The organism is Kitasatospora sp. NPDC043950 (genome assembly GCF_056435345.1).
In genome coordinates this window covers 1-15,023 of record NZ_JBWKER010000072.1, presented here as the reverse complement: position 1 = coordinate 15,023, position 15,023 = coordinate 1, and the positions used below count along the sequence as shown (strand labels likewise).

Annotated in this window: 13 protein-coding genes; 9 read left to right on the top strand and 4 right to left on the bottom strand. The window is 72.3% G+C overall.

What is annotated here, in order from left to right:
- The first annotated feature begins 38 nt into the window (after positions 1-38).
- The 5 genes from AC07BF_RS33575 to AC07BF_RS33555 all read left to right on the top strand — a co-directional run bounded on the left by AC07BF_RS33575 (position 39) and on the right by AC07BF_RS33555 (position 4,264).
- Complete coding sequence (locus AC07BF_RS33575) at positions 39-542, top strand: hypothetical protein (RefSeq protein WP_363587243.1); 504 nt, start codon at positions 39-41, stop codon at positions 540-542.
- Entirely contained in the window at positions 532-1,623 is a 1,092-nt protein-coding gene (locus tag AC07BF_RS33570; protein WP_363587244.1) for an efflux RND transporter periplasmic adaptor subunit, read from the top strand. The genes AC07BF_RS33575 and AC07BF_RS33570 overlap by 11 nt, the downstream gene beginning before the upstream one ends.
- On the top strand, positions 1,620-2,330 hold the full coding sequence (locus tag AC07BF_RS33565; protein WP_363587245.1) for an ABC transporter ATP-binding protein: 711 nt from the start codon (positions 1,620-1,622) through the stop codon (positions 2,328-2,330). Before AC07BF_RS33570 ends, AC07BF_RS33565 begins: the two co-directional genes overlap by 4 nt.
- Positions 2,327-3,523 carry an ABC transporter permease gene (locus AC07BF_RS33560; RefSeq protein ID WP_363587246.1) on the top strand — a complete coding sequence of 399 codons (1,197 nt, stop codon included), beginning with the start codon at positions 2,327-2,329 and terminating at the stop codon, positions 3,521-3,523. The genes AC07BF_RS33565 and AC07BF_RS33560 overlap by 4 nt, the downstream gene beginning before the upstream one ends.
- Positions 3,524-3,727: 204 nt before the next feature.
- Positions 3,728-4,264: a nitroreductase/quinone reductase family protein gene (locus AC07BF_RS33555; RefSeq protein ID WP_363587247.1), complete on the top strand. Its 537-nt coding sequence runs from the start codon at positions 3,728-3,730 to the stop codon at positions 4,262-4,264.
- Between the two features lie 567 nt (positions 4,265-4,831).
- On the opposite strand, the gene AC07BF_RS33550 is transcribed toward AC07BF_RS33555, so the two are convergent.
- Positions 4,832-6,493 (bottom strand): hypothetical protein, encoded by a 1,662-nt coding sequence (locus AC07BF_RS33550; protein ID WP_363587248.1) that lies wholly within the window; start codon positions 6,491-6,493, stop codon positions 4,832-4,834.
- Positions 6,494-7,783: 1,290 nt separating this feature from the next.
- Between AC07BF_RS33550 and AC07BF_RS33545 the strand changes: the two genes are divergently transcribed.
- On the top strand, positions 7,784-8,947 hold the full coding sequence (locus AC07BF_RS33545) for a methyltransferase domain-containing protein (protein WP_478334340.1): 1,164 nt from the start codon (positions 7,784-7,786) through the stop codon (positions 8,945-8,947).
- A 314-nt stretch (positions 8,948-9,261) separates the two neighbouring features.
- Here the strand turns inward: AC07BF_RS33545 and AC07BF_RS33540 are convergent, their stop codons facing one another.
- Both AC07BF_RS33540 and AC07BF_RS33535 read right to left on the bottom strand, forming a co-directional pair.
- Complete coding sequence (locus AC07BF_RS33540) at positions 9,262-9,561, bottom strand: hypothetical protein (RefSeq protein WP_478334339.1); 300 nt, start codon at positions 9,559-9,561, stop codon at positions 9,262-9,264.
- Between the two features lie 354 nt (positions 9,562-9,915).
- The gene (locus tag AC07BF_RS33535; protein WP_363587251.1) at positions 9,916-10,062 is read right to left on the bottom strand and encodes a hypothetical protein; all 147 of its coding nucleotides are present in this window, start codon (positions 10,060-10,062) and stop codon (positions 9,916-9,918) included.
- A 175-nt stretch (positions 10,063-10,237) separates the two neighbouring features.
- On the opposite strand from AC07BF_RS33535, the gene AC07BF_RS33530 reads away from it, so the two are divergent.
- Complete coding sequence (locus AC07BF_RS33530) at positions 10,238-11,947, top strand: hydroxysqualene dehydroxylase (protein WP_478334338.1); 1,710 nt, start codon at positions 10,238-10,240, stop codon at positions 11,945-11,947.
- Here AC07BF_RS33530 and AC07BF_RS33525 read toward each other — a convergent pair.
- Complete coding sequence (locus AC07BF_RS33525; RefSeq protein ID WP_400808713.1) at positions 11,931-12,980, bottom strand: polyprenyl synthetase family protein; 1,050 nt, start codon at positions 12,978-12,980, stop codon at positions 11,931-11,933. The genes AC07BF_RS33530 and AC07BF_RS33525 overlap by 17 nt on opposite strands.
- Before the next feature lie 390 nt (positions 12,981-13,370).
- Here AC07BF_RS33525 and AC07BF_RS33520 point away from each other — a divergent pair, with 390 nt between their 5' ends.
- A complete protein-coding gene (locus AC07BF_RS33520; protein WP_363587254.1) occupies positions 13,371-14,579 on the top strand; it encodes a cytochrome P450 in 1,209 nt (402 codons plus the stop codon).
- On the top strand, positions 14,576-14,806 hold the full coding sequence (locus tag AC07BF_RS33515; RefSeq protein ID WP_363587255.1) for a ferredoxin: 231 nt from the start codon (positions 14,576-14,578) through the stop codon (positions 14,804-14,806). The genes AC07BF_RS33520 and AC07BF_RS33515 overlap by 4 nt, the downstream gene beginning before the upstream one ends.
- Positions 14,807-15,023 lie beyond the last annotated feature (217 nt).

The window sequence follows — 15,023 nt, the reverse complement described above, 5'->3', positions numbered from 1 at the left end:
CGTCATCGGCCACTCGTCATCGGACACGGAGGAATTCCATGCGGAACCACATGCGGAATCACAGGTACGGCGCGGCGGCCGCGCTGGTGGCGGGGATCGCGCTGTTCGCCACGGCCTGCGGCGGAGGCGCCACGGGCTCCGGCGGGGGCGGCGGCTCGGACTCGTCGGGCAAGGGCGCGGCGGCGGACCAGGCCTACGAGCACCGTAAGTGTCTGCGCGAACACGGCGCCCAGGTGAAGGAGCCCGAGCCGGGCCAGGACCCGCGGGCCATGGTCCTGGAGGGCGGCCAGGACAAGATGGCGGAAGCCCTCAAGGCCTGCGGGGGAGTCGGTGGCGCGGGTGGCGCGAAGATGTCCCAGGCCGACAAGGACAAGGCCCTCGAATTCGCCCGGTGCATGCGCGGTAACGGTGTGGACATGCCGGACCCGAATTTCGACGGCGACTCGGCGATGTCGGGATCGGCGATGAAGATCCCGGAGGGCGCCGAGAAGGACAGGTTCGACCAGGCGAACAAGGCGTGCAGTGGTCAGAATGCGCAGTGAGCGCGGGCGCAGCCGCCGGACGTACCTGATCGCCGTGCTGGCCACCTCGGTCACGCTGGCGGGCGGGGTCACGGCCCTCTCGCGGACCGGAGGCGGCGGCAACGCCGGCGTGGACCGCACGGACGGGCTGCCGCCGAGCACGGGCTCGGTGGAGCGGCAGGACCTGAGCAGTCGGACCAGGGTGGACGGGGTCCTCGGTTACGCCGAGGAGCGCCGGATCAACGCCGGTGTGCCGGGCACCCTCACCTGGCTCCCGGAGGCCGGCGCGGTGGTGAAACGCGACGGGGTTCTCTACGAGGTCGACGGCCGGAAGGTCCGGCTCATGGTCGGCGAGCGCCCGATGTACCGGACGCTGAAGGCCGGCGACGAGGGGCCGGACGTCAGACAGCTGAAGGAGAACCTCCGCGACCTGGGCTACGGCAAGGGGCTGGCCGCGGACGAGAAGTTCACCGCCGGTACGGCGGAAGCGGTCAAGCGCTGGCAGAAGGCCCACGGCCTGGCCCAGACCGGCGAGATCGGCCCCGAGCAGATCGCCTTCTCGCCCGCTCCGGTGCGGATCAAGAAGAACGACGCGGCCGTCGGCGACCAGGCAGCTCCCGGCAAGCCGGTCCTCACCGCCACCGGTTCCGAACGGCAGGTGCAGATCAAGATCGAGGTCTCCCGGGCCGACCTCGCCAAGCCCGGCACCCGGGTCGAGGTCGACCTGCCCGGCGGCGCCAGGGCCAAGGGCAAGGTCGCCTCCGTGGACCGCACCATCGGTGAGGACGGCAAGGAGCAGGGCTCCCCGGACAAGCCCGCCAAGATCACCGCCCGGGTGGTCTTCGACGACCCGGGGCAGGCGGAGGGCTTCGACCAGGCGCCCGTCACCGTCGAGCTCGAAGGCGAGGTCCACAAGGACGTGCTGACCGTACCGGTCAACGCACTGCTCGCGCTGTCCGGCGGGGGCTTCGGCGTCCAGGTCGTGGAGAACGGGAAGGTGCGCGAAGTCCCGGTCCAGCTCGGCATGTTCGGACAGGGCCGGGTCGAGGTCAGCGGGACCGACCTGACCGAGGGGATGAAGGTCGGGGTGCCCAAGTCATGAGCGCGGTGGTCGAGTTGAACCAGGTCACCAAGGAGTATCCGGGCGGGGTCACGGCGCTGCACGGAGTGGACCTGCGCATCGGACGCGGCGAACTGCTCGCCATCGTCGGCCCTTCGGGGTCGGGCAAGTCCACCCTGCTGCACATCGTCGGCACCCTGGACCGGCCCAGCGCCGGATCCGTCACCCTGGCGGGCCACGACGTCGCCGCCCTCTCCGACCGCAGGCTGTCCGCCCTGCGCGCCCGGCACATCGGCTTCGTCTTCCAGTCCTTCCACCTGGTGGCCGGGGTCAGCGCCCGGGACAACGTCGCCGAGGGCCTGCTCTACTCGGGCCTGCCGCGCGCCCAGCGCCGCAGGCGCGCGGCCCTGGCCCTGGAGCGGGTCGGGCTCGCGGACCGGATGCACCACCGTCCGCACGAGCTGTCGGGCGGCCAGCGGCAGCGGGTGGCCATCGCCCGGGCGGTGGTCGGCGAACCGGACCTGCTGCTGGCCGACGAGCCGACCGGCGCGCTGGACTCCGCCTCGAGCGAAGCGGTGATGGAGCTGCTCTACGACCTCAACGCCGAGGGTGCCACCATCGCGGTGATCACCCATGACGGCGAGATCGCCGAGAGCCTGCCACGCCAGGTCCGCATCCGCGACGGCCGCGTCGTGGCGGATCTGCGCACGGGCGCCGCAGACCCGGCCGATCGGGGTGGGGAGCGATGAGTCGCACACGGCTCTCCCCGGCCCGGCTCGGCCCCCGCGACGTCCTCCACGTCGGCTCGGCCGGCCTGCGCACCCGGCCGCTGCGGGTGGTGCTGTCCGCGCTGGGCATCGCCATCGGCATCGCCACCATGATCGCGGTGGTCGGCATCTCCTCCTCCAGTAAGGCCCAACTCCTCCGGCAACTCGACCAGTTGGGCACCAACCTGCTGGTGGCATCCCCTGGGCAGGGGCTGTTCGGCGAGAAGGTGAAGCTGCCCGAGGAGTCGATCGGCATGCTGAGCCGCGTCCCCGGGGTCGAGCAGGTCGGCGCGACCGGGGACCTGGCGCAGTCCGTCAGACGCAGTGAGAAGATCCCCAACGACGAAACCGGCGGCATCACCGTGAAGGCCGCCACCGAAGGACTGCTGGACGTCGTGCGCGGCGCGGTCGGCTCGGGCACCTGGCTCAACGAGGCCAACGGGCGCTACCCGTCGACGGTTCTCGGACACGTCGCGGCCCGGCGCCTGGGTATCGCCGCCCCCGGCCAGCAGGTCCACATCGGCGGCCAGTACTTCACCGTCATCGGCATCCTCGACCCGCTGCCGCTGGCTCCCGAGATCGAACGGGCCGCCCTGGTCGGCTGGGACGGCGCCGGCGCGCTGCTGGGCTTCGACGGCCACCCGACCCAGATCTACGAACGGTCGACGGACCAGACGGTCGGCGCCGTCCGCGCGCTGATCCCACGCACCGTCGACCCGCAGAACCCGCACAACGTGCAGGTCACCGACCCCTCCGCGGCACTCCAGGCCAAGGCCGCCACCGAGGGGGCGTTCACCGACCTCCTGCTCGGACTGGGCGGGGTGGCACTCCTGGTCGGCGGCGTCGGGGTCGCCAACACGATGATCATCTCAGTGCTGGAGAGGCGCCACGAGATCGGACTGCGCCGCTCCCTGGGCGCCACCAGGGGCCAGATCCGTCTCCAGTTCGTGACGGAGTCCCTCCTGCTCTCCGGACTGGGCGGGCTGGCCGGCGTGGCCCTGGGCGCGACCGCCACCTACGCCTTCGCCGCCTCGGGCGGCCTGCCCTGGGTGATCCCCTTGTGGGCCGTCACCGGGGGCTTCGCCGCCACCTTGCTCATCGGTACGGTCGCAGGCCTCTACCCGGCCGTCCGGGCCTCCCGACTCTCCCCGACCCTCGCCCTCCACGCCGGCTAGCGGGCGGCACGGCGTGGGGTGCTCCTGGGAGCCGATCCACCCGACCTGCCCAGAACGTGTCCGGCCCCGACGTCTCCGTCGGGGCCGGACACGTTCTGCAAAACAATGAGGCCGGCCGGACCGGCACAGCTTCGATCCGACCGGCCCCATCGGGTCAGTTGACCTCTGTTACTTGACCTCTGTTACTGCGCCACCGAGGACTCGATGCCGACGCCGTCCTGCACGCCGACGAGTCGATCCGTGGGCAACTGGTCAAGGGCGCGATCCTTGAGAAGGACCAGAGCACGGGCGGGCAGAACTCGTCGCTGGGCTGCCCCACCACCCGAGAAGCCCCCTGACCAGCCTCGATGGCCGCGCGGGCAGCCGGTCGAAAGCCGCGAGGAATCCTGCCGCCCGGCTGCTGCCGCGCAGGGTGGATACGGAGAGTGCTGGATCACGGTGGTCGGCCCGCACGTCACGCGACAGGTCCAGGTCCAGGTGCTGGAGCGGCGCGGCCTCGTCCGTCGCGTCGGCGCGCCCAAGAATCCGACCTGGTACCACAACCTGGTCGCGCATCCGCGGGTCGAGCTCCAGGGCGGCGGCGTGCGCCAGGACATGACGGCCCGCGAGGTCGAGGGCGCGGAGCGGGAGCTGTGGTGGTCCCGCGCGGTCGAGGTCTGGCCGGACTACGCCGAATACCAGACGAAGACGGACCGGGTGGTCCCTGTCTTCGTGTTGGAGCCGGAGACCGCCGGCCGTTGACCCCGAACGGCTCGGGCGGGACCCGGACGGTCAGAAATCGCCCACCCGCCCGAGCCCTTCGACCTGCCGTGCCGAATCGTCGTACCTGCGAGGGTCTTCGAAAATACCGGCTGGGGTGTTTTTCCCTGCGGCGATAACGCGGACGGGAGTCCGGTCGGCGCTACCTGCGACCCGCCGGCCACTTCGGGGCGGTGGCCGCCTCCCGCTCCTTCCTTCCCTCCCTCCCTCCCTGCTGCGCGGACCCACCGGCGCAGCCGAGCCCTCGCCGCCGGAACAGACCACCCCACCGGCCGTCGACGTCATGGCGTAGCCCCGCGCGCTGTCGGCGGCCGCTACCGGCACCGTGGAGGGAGGCTTCCCGGGCTCGAACCCCCGAGCGGGTCCGGGAAGCCGTACCAACGGCAACGGCCTCAGCACAATGCCCTCTCGCTGGGGGGCAGCCGGAACTTCTGGCTCGATTCCGCCGCCGATGCCTTGCTCTGCGGGCGGGGTTCCGCCCGTCCACGCCGGACGGCCCGGCCCTCATGAGGAGAGCCGGGCCGTTGCGATCTCGGTTCGGGTGGTGGGTCAGCTGGCGGGGGTGCCGACGATGTTGGTGAGGTCGACGGTGGCCCATTGGCCGTTGGGTTGGAGGGCGGTGAGGCTGAGGTGTCCGCCGTCGGTCGAGCCGCGGGAGTAGATGGCGAGGGTGCCGTCGGGGTCGGTGGTGGCGCTGAGGGCGCCGTCGGTTACCGGGGTGCCGACTTTGTTGGTGAGGTCGGTGGTGGCCCAGTGGTTGGCGGTGTCCTTGTAGGTGATCTGCAGGTGGCCGTTGGCGGCGTTGGCACTGACCACGCCGGTGACACCGTTCTTCATGGTGAAAGCACTGGGCGCGCCACCCGCCGAGACCGGGGTACCGACGACGTTCGTGAGGTCGACCGTCGCCCACTGGCCGTTCGCATACCTGGCGGTCCCCTGGAGATGACCGTCGACACTGCGGGAGTAGATCATGAGGGTGCCGTCGGAGTCGGTCGTGGCACTGAGCGCGCCGTCGGTGGCCGGTGTGCCGGCCTGGTTGGCGAGGTCGGTGGTCGCCCACTGGCCGGCGGCGTCCTTGTAGGTGATCTGCAGGTGGCCGTTGGCGGCATTCGCGCTGGCCACACCGACGGTCCCGTTCTTCTGGGTGAAGGTCGCGGGCGCCCCACCCGCCGATATCGGGGTGCCGACGACGTTGGTGAGGTCGACGGTGGCCCAACTCCCGTTCGGCTGGAGAGCGGTGAGACTCAGATGCCCGCCATCGTTCGAACCACGGGAATAGATCGCGAGAGTGCCATCGGGATCCGTCGTGGCACGGACCGCACCCCCGGTGACCGGCGTACCGACCTGGTTGGTGAGGTCGCTGGTGGCCCACTTGTCGGCGGCGTCGCGATACGTGATCTGCAGGTGGCCGTTGGCGGCGTTGGCGCTGGCCACGCCGGTGACACCGTTCTTCATCGCGAACGCACTCGGCGCGCCACCCGCCGAAATCGGAGTGCCCACGACATTGGTGAGGTCGACGGTCGCCCACTTGTCGGTCGGATACCTGGCAGTCCCCTGAAGATGACCGTCGACGCTGCGGGTGAAGGTGTAGGCCGTGCCGTCGACACCACTCACCGAACTACCGTCACCAACCGCCGGCACCCACGCCGAACCCGGCGCCGGGTCGTTGACGACGTTCTTGTAGCGCAGTGCCTTGTAGTCGCCGTTCGGGTGCGAGTCGAGGGCCGCGGCGTTGATCGAGACCCCGGTCCGGTGCTTCACCGGTGTGCTGCCGAAGGAGTAGTACGAGAAGGTGGTGCGGGCGGCGTCGTCCCACTTCTCGAAGAGGATGACGTGGTCGTAGTACGAGTTCAGGATGTCGCCCGGCATCAGATCGCTGCGGCTGATCTGGTAGGTGAAGCTGTCCGCGAGGCCCTGCGTGTTGGCGCTGGTGCCGAGGTGCCAGGCCATCGAGACATAGCCCGAGCAATCCGTGCGGTAGGAGCGGCCGGAGGAGTCCGGGTACGAGCCGCCCTGGTCGTAGCCGATGGACTTGCCGTACCAGTACTGGGCACGGGCGAGGATCTCCGATCGGGTGATCTGGCCGCCGACCGAGGAGGTCGTCGCCGCGTACGAACTCCCGGCGGTGACGGCCGTGACGACCACGGCACCGGAGGCGGCGATGGCGGCGGCGAGCGTGACGCGCAGCAGCTTGGAGGCGTTCGAAGGCATGACAGCTCCAGCAGGGAGGAAGGGGTGGGATCGGGCCGTGCGTGGCGCTGAGCGCACACCGGGAGGTGACGGCTGTCCTGCAGGAGCAGCGGTCGGTGACACCTGGTCCGGTGTGCTGCCCCGGGCAGGTGCTCCCTGGCGGCGGTCACCAGTCTCACCACCGGTCAGGAGCCTCGAAAGGACCTTGGGCAGGCCGGAACCGGCCAGGCCCGTTCCGGCCTGCCCGCTCGTTCTCCTTCACCGGGTTCCGGCCAAGTGCTGCTCTACAGTGCGTCGTTGAGTGGCGTTGATCAGGAGGCGAGTCCAGTGAGGCAGAGGTCGCCCGCGCAGTCGAGGGCTGCACGGACCTCTCCCGACTCCACGGTGAGCTCGGCGAACGCGGCGCACGCCGCCGCACCCTGCGCGACTACGTCCTTCCACCGCATCCCGGCCGCCGGTCCGGGGCGACCACACCCCCGACGGCACGGCCTCCCTCGCCCCGCGAAGCCACCCGCTGGATCATGGGCCACCCCGGCCACCTGCGCGAGGATGACCAGCAGCAGCTGAAAGCACTGCTCGCCCGTTCACCCGGGCTCACGGCCGCCGCCGGTCGCGTCCGCACCTTCGTGATCATCACGACCAACCGCGAAGGCGACAAGCTGCGGCACTGGATCGCCAACGTCTGCGCGGACGAGCAGGTCGGCCCGGTCGAGATGGAGGATCGGGCCCAACTGCCCCGCGCTGGAGCCGTGGTGGAAAGCAGTGAGGCCCCAAACGCCTGTATCGGATGCCCCTACTTCTGGTGGACCCAGCCCAGATGCCACGCCTTCAGGAGATCCACGCCAACCTCGTCGACCGCCTCCAGGAGGCAAAGGAGCAGGGATGGTTCGACGAGGTCGCCGCCATCGAGACACCCTGGCCGCCGCCGCGCAGAAGCTGGAGGCCATGTGCGAGCGTGCAGCGCAACCGTCTACCGTCCACCTCGGGATGCCCGACCTCCGTCGGGACGCCGACCGGAGCAGCGCCGATTCGGAGGACTGAGCGCCGACCGCTGGAACCCAAGACCCGTGGGCGCGGCGGACGCTCTCGTGCGCGCCCCGTGGGTGCTCCTGCACGCCGTCTACCGCGTGGCGTGGAGGTGCGCGAGGATGGGCGGCCGACCGTGTCCGGCACACGACCGAAGGGGCAGCAAAATGGGTGAGCACGAGAAGCCGCCGCCGGATCCTCAGAAGGGCACGCCGCCTCCCAACAACGCCGACGGCGAGGTCCCCCCGGCTCCGCCGTCCGACGGCAAGCACCGCAAGTAGAACCGTGGCTGACGAGGACTTGGCCGGGCGCCGGGCGCGCCTGGACGCGAAGATGGAGCGGTGCGGGGCGTGGCCGGCCGCTTCGCCGTGGCTGCGTGACGCCTTCACCGCGCTGCCGCGCGACGCGTTCGCGCCGGACCGGCTGTGGCGGTGGGACAACCGGGCCTACGTGCCGCTCGACCGCTCGGCGGATCCGGACGGCTGGGCGGCCGAGTTGTACTCCGGCGTCTACTCCGCGGCCGTCACCCAGCTCGACGGCGGCCGGCCGTCCTCGTCGCTGTCCGCGCCCTCGGTGGTGGCGGACATGCTGGACAGCCTCAGGGTGGAGCCGGGGCACCGGGTGTGGGACGTCGGCACCGGCCAGGGCTGGACGGCGGCGCTGGCCGCCTGGCGGGCCGGGCCCGGCCTGGTCGTGACCACCGAGGTGGACGGGTACCTGGCCGAATCCGCGCGCGCCCGCCTCGCGGCCGCCGGACTCGACGCCGAGGTCACCCTGGGCAACGGCACCCGCAGCGGCCCGCCCGGCGGCGTCCCGGTCGACCGGCTCCACGCCACCTACGCCGTGGAGACCGTCCCCTGGTCCTGGGTGGCGGCGGTACGGCCGGGCGGACGGATCGTCTATCCCTGGGGGCGGCTGGGCCACGTCGCCCTGACCGTGGCCGATGACGGACGGTCCGCCACAGGATGGGTCCAGGGCCTGGCCCAGTTCATGGGCGACCGGCACGGCCCGGCACAGCCGAGCACCGGCAGCGCCGCCTTCGCGCAGGTGCGCGGCGGTACCGAGCCCGAGACCCGCCAGGCGCTGGACCGTGACTCGCAACTGCTGGACGACTGGGACCTGCGGTTCGCCCTGCGGGTGGCCGTGCCGGACGCTGTGGTGCTCACCGCCCGGGACGACGACGGCCTCAACGCCTGGATCCACGACGGCACCCGGTCGTGGGCGACGGTGACCGCGCGCGGTGACGGCGAGGCGCCGCTGCTTCTTCAGGGCGGACCGCGCCGCCTCGGGGACGAGGTGGTCGCCGCCTGGACCCGGTGGGAGGAACTCGGCCGGCCGGGCCGCTACGACTACGGGATCACCGTCACCCCTGAGGAGCAGTGGGCATGGCAGGGCGGCCCGGGCGGCCCCCGCTGGCCCATCGCGCAGGCAGCCCCGGCCGGACGCTGACCGGGGCGGCGCGGCGGGGACACCGTCGCAGCGCTCCGAGCGCCTGCTCGGCGACGGCGCGTCCGGCGTCCCCCGGGCGACGGCCTCCGTTCCCCGGGCGAGGACGGCGGTGGTGAACGAGTCCAGCGGGGCGGGACCGGTCCTGGGGGGCTACCCGTCACGGACCGATTCGTCAGCGCTCGCCCCGTCGGCGTCAGCCGTTGGCTGACGGGCACATCCATCGGTCAAGGTCCGGTGGCACAGGACCTTCTGGAGGAACCGGAACTCCTGACAGGGCCGCGGCGGCCGTCCTCGACCACGGTTGCGGAAAACCCTCAGGCTCCGTGCTCCCGGACTGCCGCGATACCCGCCCGTACCTGTTCCAGTAGGGCTTCCAGGCCCTGTGCCTGCTGCCATTCCTCGGCCGAGTGGTGCCATGTGTGCTGCGTCGCCGGGGCTTCGGGCGTGCCGGCGACGATCTCGACGGTCCGCCTCCCCTTCCGGTCGGGGCCCGCGACCCGCAGGTTCGTGTTCCGGATGTGGAACCGCTTCGGAGAGCTGCCGAAGACCTCCAGGATCCGGCCGTCGAACGTGTAGAACTCTCTGCCTGCCCTGGCCGTGGTCTCGTCGGTCATGGGGTGGCGCTACAGGCGGGGACCCGCGGCTGCCAGGCCTCCGTTCGCCGGCAGGTCCGGGTTCGAGACCCGTGGACAGTCCAAAGGAATCCACGCGATCTCAACTCCTGCAAGCCGAAGGAAACTTGCAGAAGATGATCGTGTCCATCCCGTCGGACGACGACGAGCAGGCAGCCGTCGAGGGCGGCCAGGCAGCCCTTTGACCGGCTGCTCGACCGCCTCGCCGACACACCCACTCCAGTCGGCCCGATACCACGCGAACTGGACGTGCCGGTGACGGCCCGCGTCCCGCCACTCGTCGACGTCCGACAGGGCGAAAACGAGTGCGTGGCCACCCCGAGTTACCCGGCAGAGTCAAGCTGCGATGCCGGTCGTGGTCGGGGGATCGACGGTCTCGGGCGGACCGTAGTCGCTGAAAGCCATCGTGAAGGCGACCGGTGTTCCGTCTGTGGCCCATCGCTTCTCGGCGTAGCGGGTGCGGCCCTGCGTGTCGATCCACATGTCGAGGTCGATGCCGGCCCGGCGGCTCGGGCCGACAACGCGGCCGCGGGGTGCCGGGGGTCGCGGGGAGGGGCTTCGCCGGGGTGACGGCCACGACCTGCTCTATCGTTCCCGTACGGATCGGGTGGGACAGGTGGGACGGGTGAGCGGCCGTGGGCCGGGGAGGGGGTGTGCGGTGTCGGGGCGTTCGGGCCGGACGGTCACGGTGTTGGGCGGTGGGGTGGCCGGGCTGACGGCGGCCATGGAGCTGGCGGAGCGCGGCTTCGAGGTGACCGTGGTGGAGCCCTCCGGGTGGGGCGGGAAGGCCCGTAGTGCCTCGGTTCCGGGGACGGGTACCGGCGGGCGGCTCGACCTGCCCAGCGAGCACGGGTTCCGGTTCTTCCCCGGCTTCTACCGGAGCCTGCCGGACACGATGCGGCGGATCCCCCTCCCGGGATCGCCCTCGGGCGTGGAAGGCAACCTGCGGGAGGCACCGCAGATGCTGTCCGCCCGGTCGGGGAGGATCGGGGAGACGGTCTCCGACGTGTCCCTGGCCGCCGGTCCGAGGACGCCCCTGCAGATCCTGCGGGCCCGGGGCATGAAGCTGGGCGCCGGGGGAGAGCTGAACGAGGAACTGCTGTACTTCGCCAACCGGCTGCTCGTCTACATGACCAGCAGCGCGCAGCGGCGGCTTGGGCAGTGGGAGCAGATGTCGTGGTGGGACTTCACCGCCGCCGACGGCGCCTCCGAGGAGTACCGGAAGGTGTGCGTCGTCGGGGCGACCCGTACGGTCGTGGCGGCCAGGGCGGAGGTGTGCAGCGCGCACACCGTCGGGGGGTTCCTGGAGGCCTTCGGTTACGGCTTCCTCGGCCGGGGCGAGGCCCAGGCCGCCGACCGGGTCCTGAACGCCCCGACCAGCACCGCCTGGATCGACCCCTGGGTGCGGCACCTGGAGCGGCTGGGGGTGCGGCTCGAACTCGGTTGGCAGGTGGAGCGCCTGACGGTGCGGGGCCGCGCTGTCGCCGGCGCCGTCCTGCGCGGCCCGGGCGGCCGGCGGCGGGAAGCGGCCGCCGACTGGTACGTGTGCGCGCTCCCGGTCGACCGGATCGGGACGCTGCTGGAGCGCGGCCTGGCCGAGGCGGACCCGGAGCTGAAGAAGACGGCGGACCTGCGCACCGACTGGATGGTCGGCCTGCAGTTCTACCTCACCGAGCCCACCCCGATCACCCGCGGCCACGTCATCTACCAGGACTCCCCGTGGGCCCTGACCTCCGTCAGCCAGGCGCAGTTCTGGGACACCGACTTCCGTGCCACCTACGGCGACGGGACGGTGGCCGACTGCCTGTCGGTCGACATCTCCTCCTGGGACACCCCCGGAGTCCTCTACGGCAAGCCGGCCCGCGACTGCACCCGGGCCGAGGTCGTCGCCGAGGTCTGGGCCCAGCTCGCCGACGCCCTCAACGACGGCCGCCGCCGGACCCTCCACGACGGCCTGCTCCACTCCTGGCACCTGGACCCGGCCGTCAAGAACCTCGACGGCCCCGGTCCCGCCACCAACGACGAGGCCCTGCTGATCAACACCACCGGCTCGTGGACGCTGCGCCCGCGGGCGCGGACGGCCGCGGTGAACCTGTTCATGGCCGGGGACTTCGTCCGCTGCCCGGTGAACCTGGCCACCATGGAGGGCGCGAACCAGAGCGGCCGGGCGGCGACGAACGCGCTGCTGGAGGCCGCCGGGCACGGCGCCGAGCCGGCCGTGGTCCATGCCCTGTACGAGCCGCAGGAACTGCGCCGCCTGAAGGAGGTGGACGCCGCGCTCTACCGGCAGGGTCGTGCGCACATCCTCGACACCCCGGCGCCCTGGTCCTCCCGCGCCGGGGGCGACCGGTTCAGTGCGACCGGTTGACGATCAGTTCGCAGAGCGCGTCGAGGTCGGCGACGGCACCGGCCACCGCGCCGGGGCCGTCGGCGAGGCTCCGCAGACGGCGTCGGGCCCCGTCCGCGTGCTCGGCGGCGCGCTCCACCGTCCAGCGCCGGCCGCCGGCCTCCTCCACCAGCCGGGCCAGCTCCGCCTCCCCGGCCCGGCCAGGGCCGGCCGACAGCGCGTAGCGGCGGGCCAGTTCGTCGCCCGCCGCGGTGTTCGAGGCCATCGCGGCCACCACCGGCACCGAGAGCTTGCGGGCCCGCAGGTCCGCGAAGACCGGTTTGCCCGTGACCGCTTCGTCGCCCCAGATCCCCAGCAGGTCGTCCACCAGCTGGAACGCCATGCCCAGGTCGTGTCCGAACGCGGCCAGGGTCTCGACCTGCGCCGGCCCGCCGCCGCCGTAGAGGGCGCCCAGCCGACAGGCGCAGGAGATCAGCGACGCCGTCTTGCCCGACACCATCTCCAGGCACTCGGACAGCTCGACGCGGGGCGCGGCCTCGAACAGCACGTCCAGGCTCTCACCGACCGCGAGCTGGATGAGCGTGTCCAGCAGGGCCGTCGACGCTTCACCGGCGACGGCTTCACCGGCGAATGCTTCGCCGTCGGGGCCTGCGAGCACCTCGAACGCCAGCATCAGCAGTGCGTCGGCCGACCGGGTCGCCGCGCCCGGCCCGAACACCTCCCAGGCGGAGGCCCGGTGGCGACGGAGCGCGTCGCCGTCCAGGACGTCGTCGTACAGCAGCGACAGGTTGTGCACCATCTCCACCACCACGGCGGCGGGCACCGCCCGCTGCGGGTCCCCTCCCACCGCCCGGGCGCAGCCCAGTGCCAGGGCCGCTCGAACGTTCTTGCCGCCGTGCCGCCGGTGAGGGGATCCGTCGCGGGTCCATCCGAACTGGTAGGCCGCCACCTGCCCGACCGCGCCCTCCAACTGTCCGACCCAGCGCCGCAGGTGCGCCTCACAGGTGGCAGCCGCGTCCTTGAGGACCGATTCGGCCCGCGCGCGATCCGACAACACCCGCCACCCCCTGCCTCCCGACCCGGCCGCCGCCCCACACCTTCGCGGCACCCGGGCGAGCCTACGCGACCGCGTGGCCCGGCGGTCCTGCGATCGGCCGAGGACCGGCAGAAGCGGACGGCGTGCGGGCGCGGCTGATGCCCCGAGGGGGCCGTGCCGCAGGTGTTCTTCACCGAGCCGGGGCCCCGCCCGGTCACCGGACGGGCTGATTTCGCCGGGTGGCTGACTGTGCGTGCCGACGGTGTTACGCTCCCGAGAGAAGAGAGAGCTGACTCTCACTTGTTGGGCCGGGACGCCGCTCATCCGCCCTGGTCCGGACGTGCAGGAGAGGGCGGTTCTGCCAAGCGTTCGCTGCTCTTGTGGCCTTTGGCCGGTGAGGAGACCACCATGACCGCCCCCGCACCGCAGTTACCCTTCGAGCGCCCCGACGCCCTGGACCTGGCGCCGCTGTTCGCGCGTCTGCGCGAGGAAGGTCCGATCACGAGGGTGACGACACCCGCTGGCGACCCGGCCTGGCTGGTGACCCGCTACGAGGAGGCCCGGGAGGTTCTGAGCGACGCCCGGTTCTCCCGGCTGCGCCCCGATTCCGAGGGCGCGCCGAGGATCTCGGAGTCGGCGCTGCACACGCGCCCCGCCCCCACGCCCGAGGAGGAGGACCGCGAGCACACGCGGATGCGGCGGATGCTGGCGCCCGCGTTCAGCGCGCCGCGGATGCGCCGGCTGGGCGAGCGGATCGGGGAGCTCGCCGCATCCTGCCTGGACGCGATGGAGGAGGAGCGCTCACGGGAGCCGGAACGCGCCGTCAACCTGCACGACCACCTGTCGTTCCCGTTGCCGGTGATGGTGATCTGCGAGCTGCTGGGTGTGCCGGTCGCGGACCGGGGCCTGCTGCGCGGCTGGTCGGAGCGGATCGCCGCGCTGTACGGCGGGGCCGACGGCGCCGCGGCCATGGCCGAGTTCGAGGCGTACGTGGCCGGCATCGCCGAGGAGAAGCGGAAGAAGCCGGGACAGGACGTGATCAGCGACATCCTGGCCGTGCAGGCGGAGGACCCCTCGTTCACCGAGGGGGAGATGACCCGGCTGGCGGTGGGGCTGCTGTTCGCGGGCCACGAGACGACGTCGGCCCGGATCGACCTGGGAGTCCTGTTCCTGCTGAGCGACACCGGCCGGCGGGACCGCTTCGCCGCCGAGCCCGAGACGCTGGCCCGCGCCACCGTGGAGGAGGTCCTGCGGATGGCCTCGCCCGGTGGCCTGGGCCTGACCCGCTACGCCCGCGAGGACGTCACCGTCGCGGGGACCGCGATCGCGCGGGGCGAGGCGGTGCTGGTGGCGATCAACGCCGCGAACCGGGACGGGCGGGTGTTCGAGGAGCCGGACACCTTCGACCCGTCGCGTTCCCCCAACGCGCACCTGGCCTTCGGGCACGGCGGTCACTACTGCATCGGCAACGTGCTGGCACGCACCGAGATGCAGGTCGCGCTGACCGCGCTGTTCCGGCGCTTCCCCGGCCTGCGGCTGGCGGTGGACGCGCGGAGCCTGCGCGACCACGCCGAACGGCTGGCGGGCGGCCTCAGCGAGGTTCCGGTCCTGTGGTGAACGGGGAGCAGCCTCGCGAGCGGCCGGTCGCGCGGGTGGAGGCGGACACCTCGCGGTGCGTGTCGTCGGGGCAGTGCGCGGTGACCGCGCCGCTGGTGTTCGACCAGGACGAGGACGGGCAGGTCTTCGTGCTCGTTGCCGAGCCCGGCGCACGGGCGGCGGAACTGGCCCGCGAGGCAGCCGCCATGTGCCCGGCCTCGGCGATCCGGGTGCACCCGGCGCGCTAGGCCCTCTCCGGCAGGATCGACCGGACAGGTCTAGCGGTCGGTGGTGTCGGCCGCCCCCACCGCGCGAGGGTGGCCGGCATCCGCCTCGGTGTCAGGGTGTGCGGGTGTGCAGTGCGGGGGCGGGGCAGGGCAGCGGGCGGGCCCCGGTGGGGGTGAGGCCGTCGAGGACGAGGGCCAGGTAGCGGCGCCAGCCGTCTTCGCGGGGTTCCATCGTCCA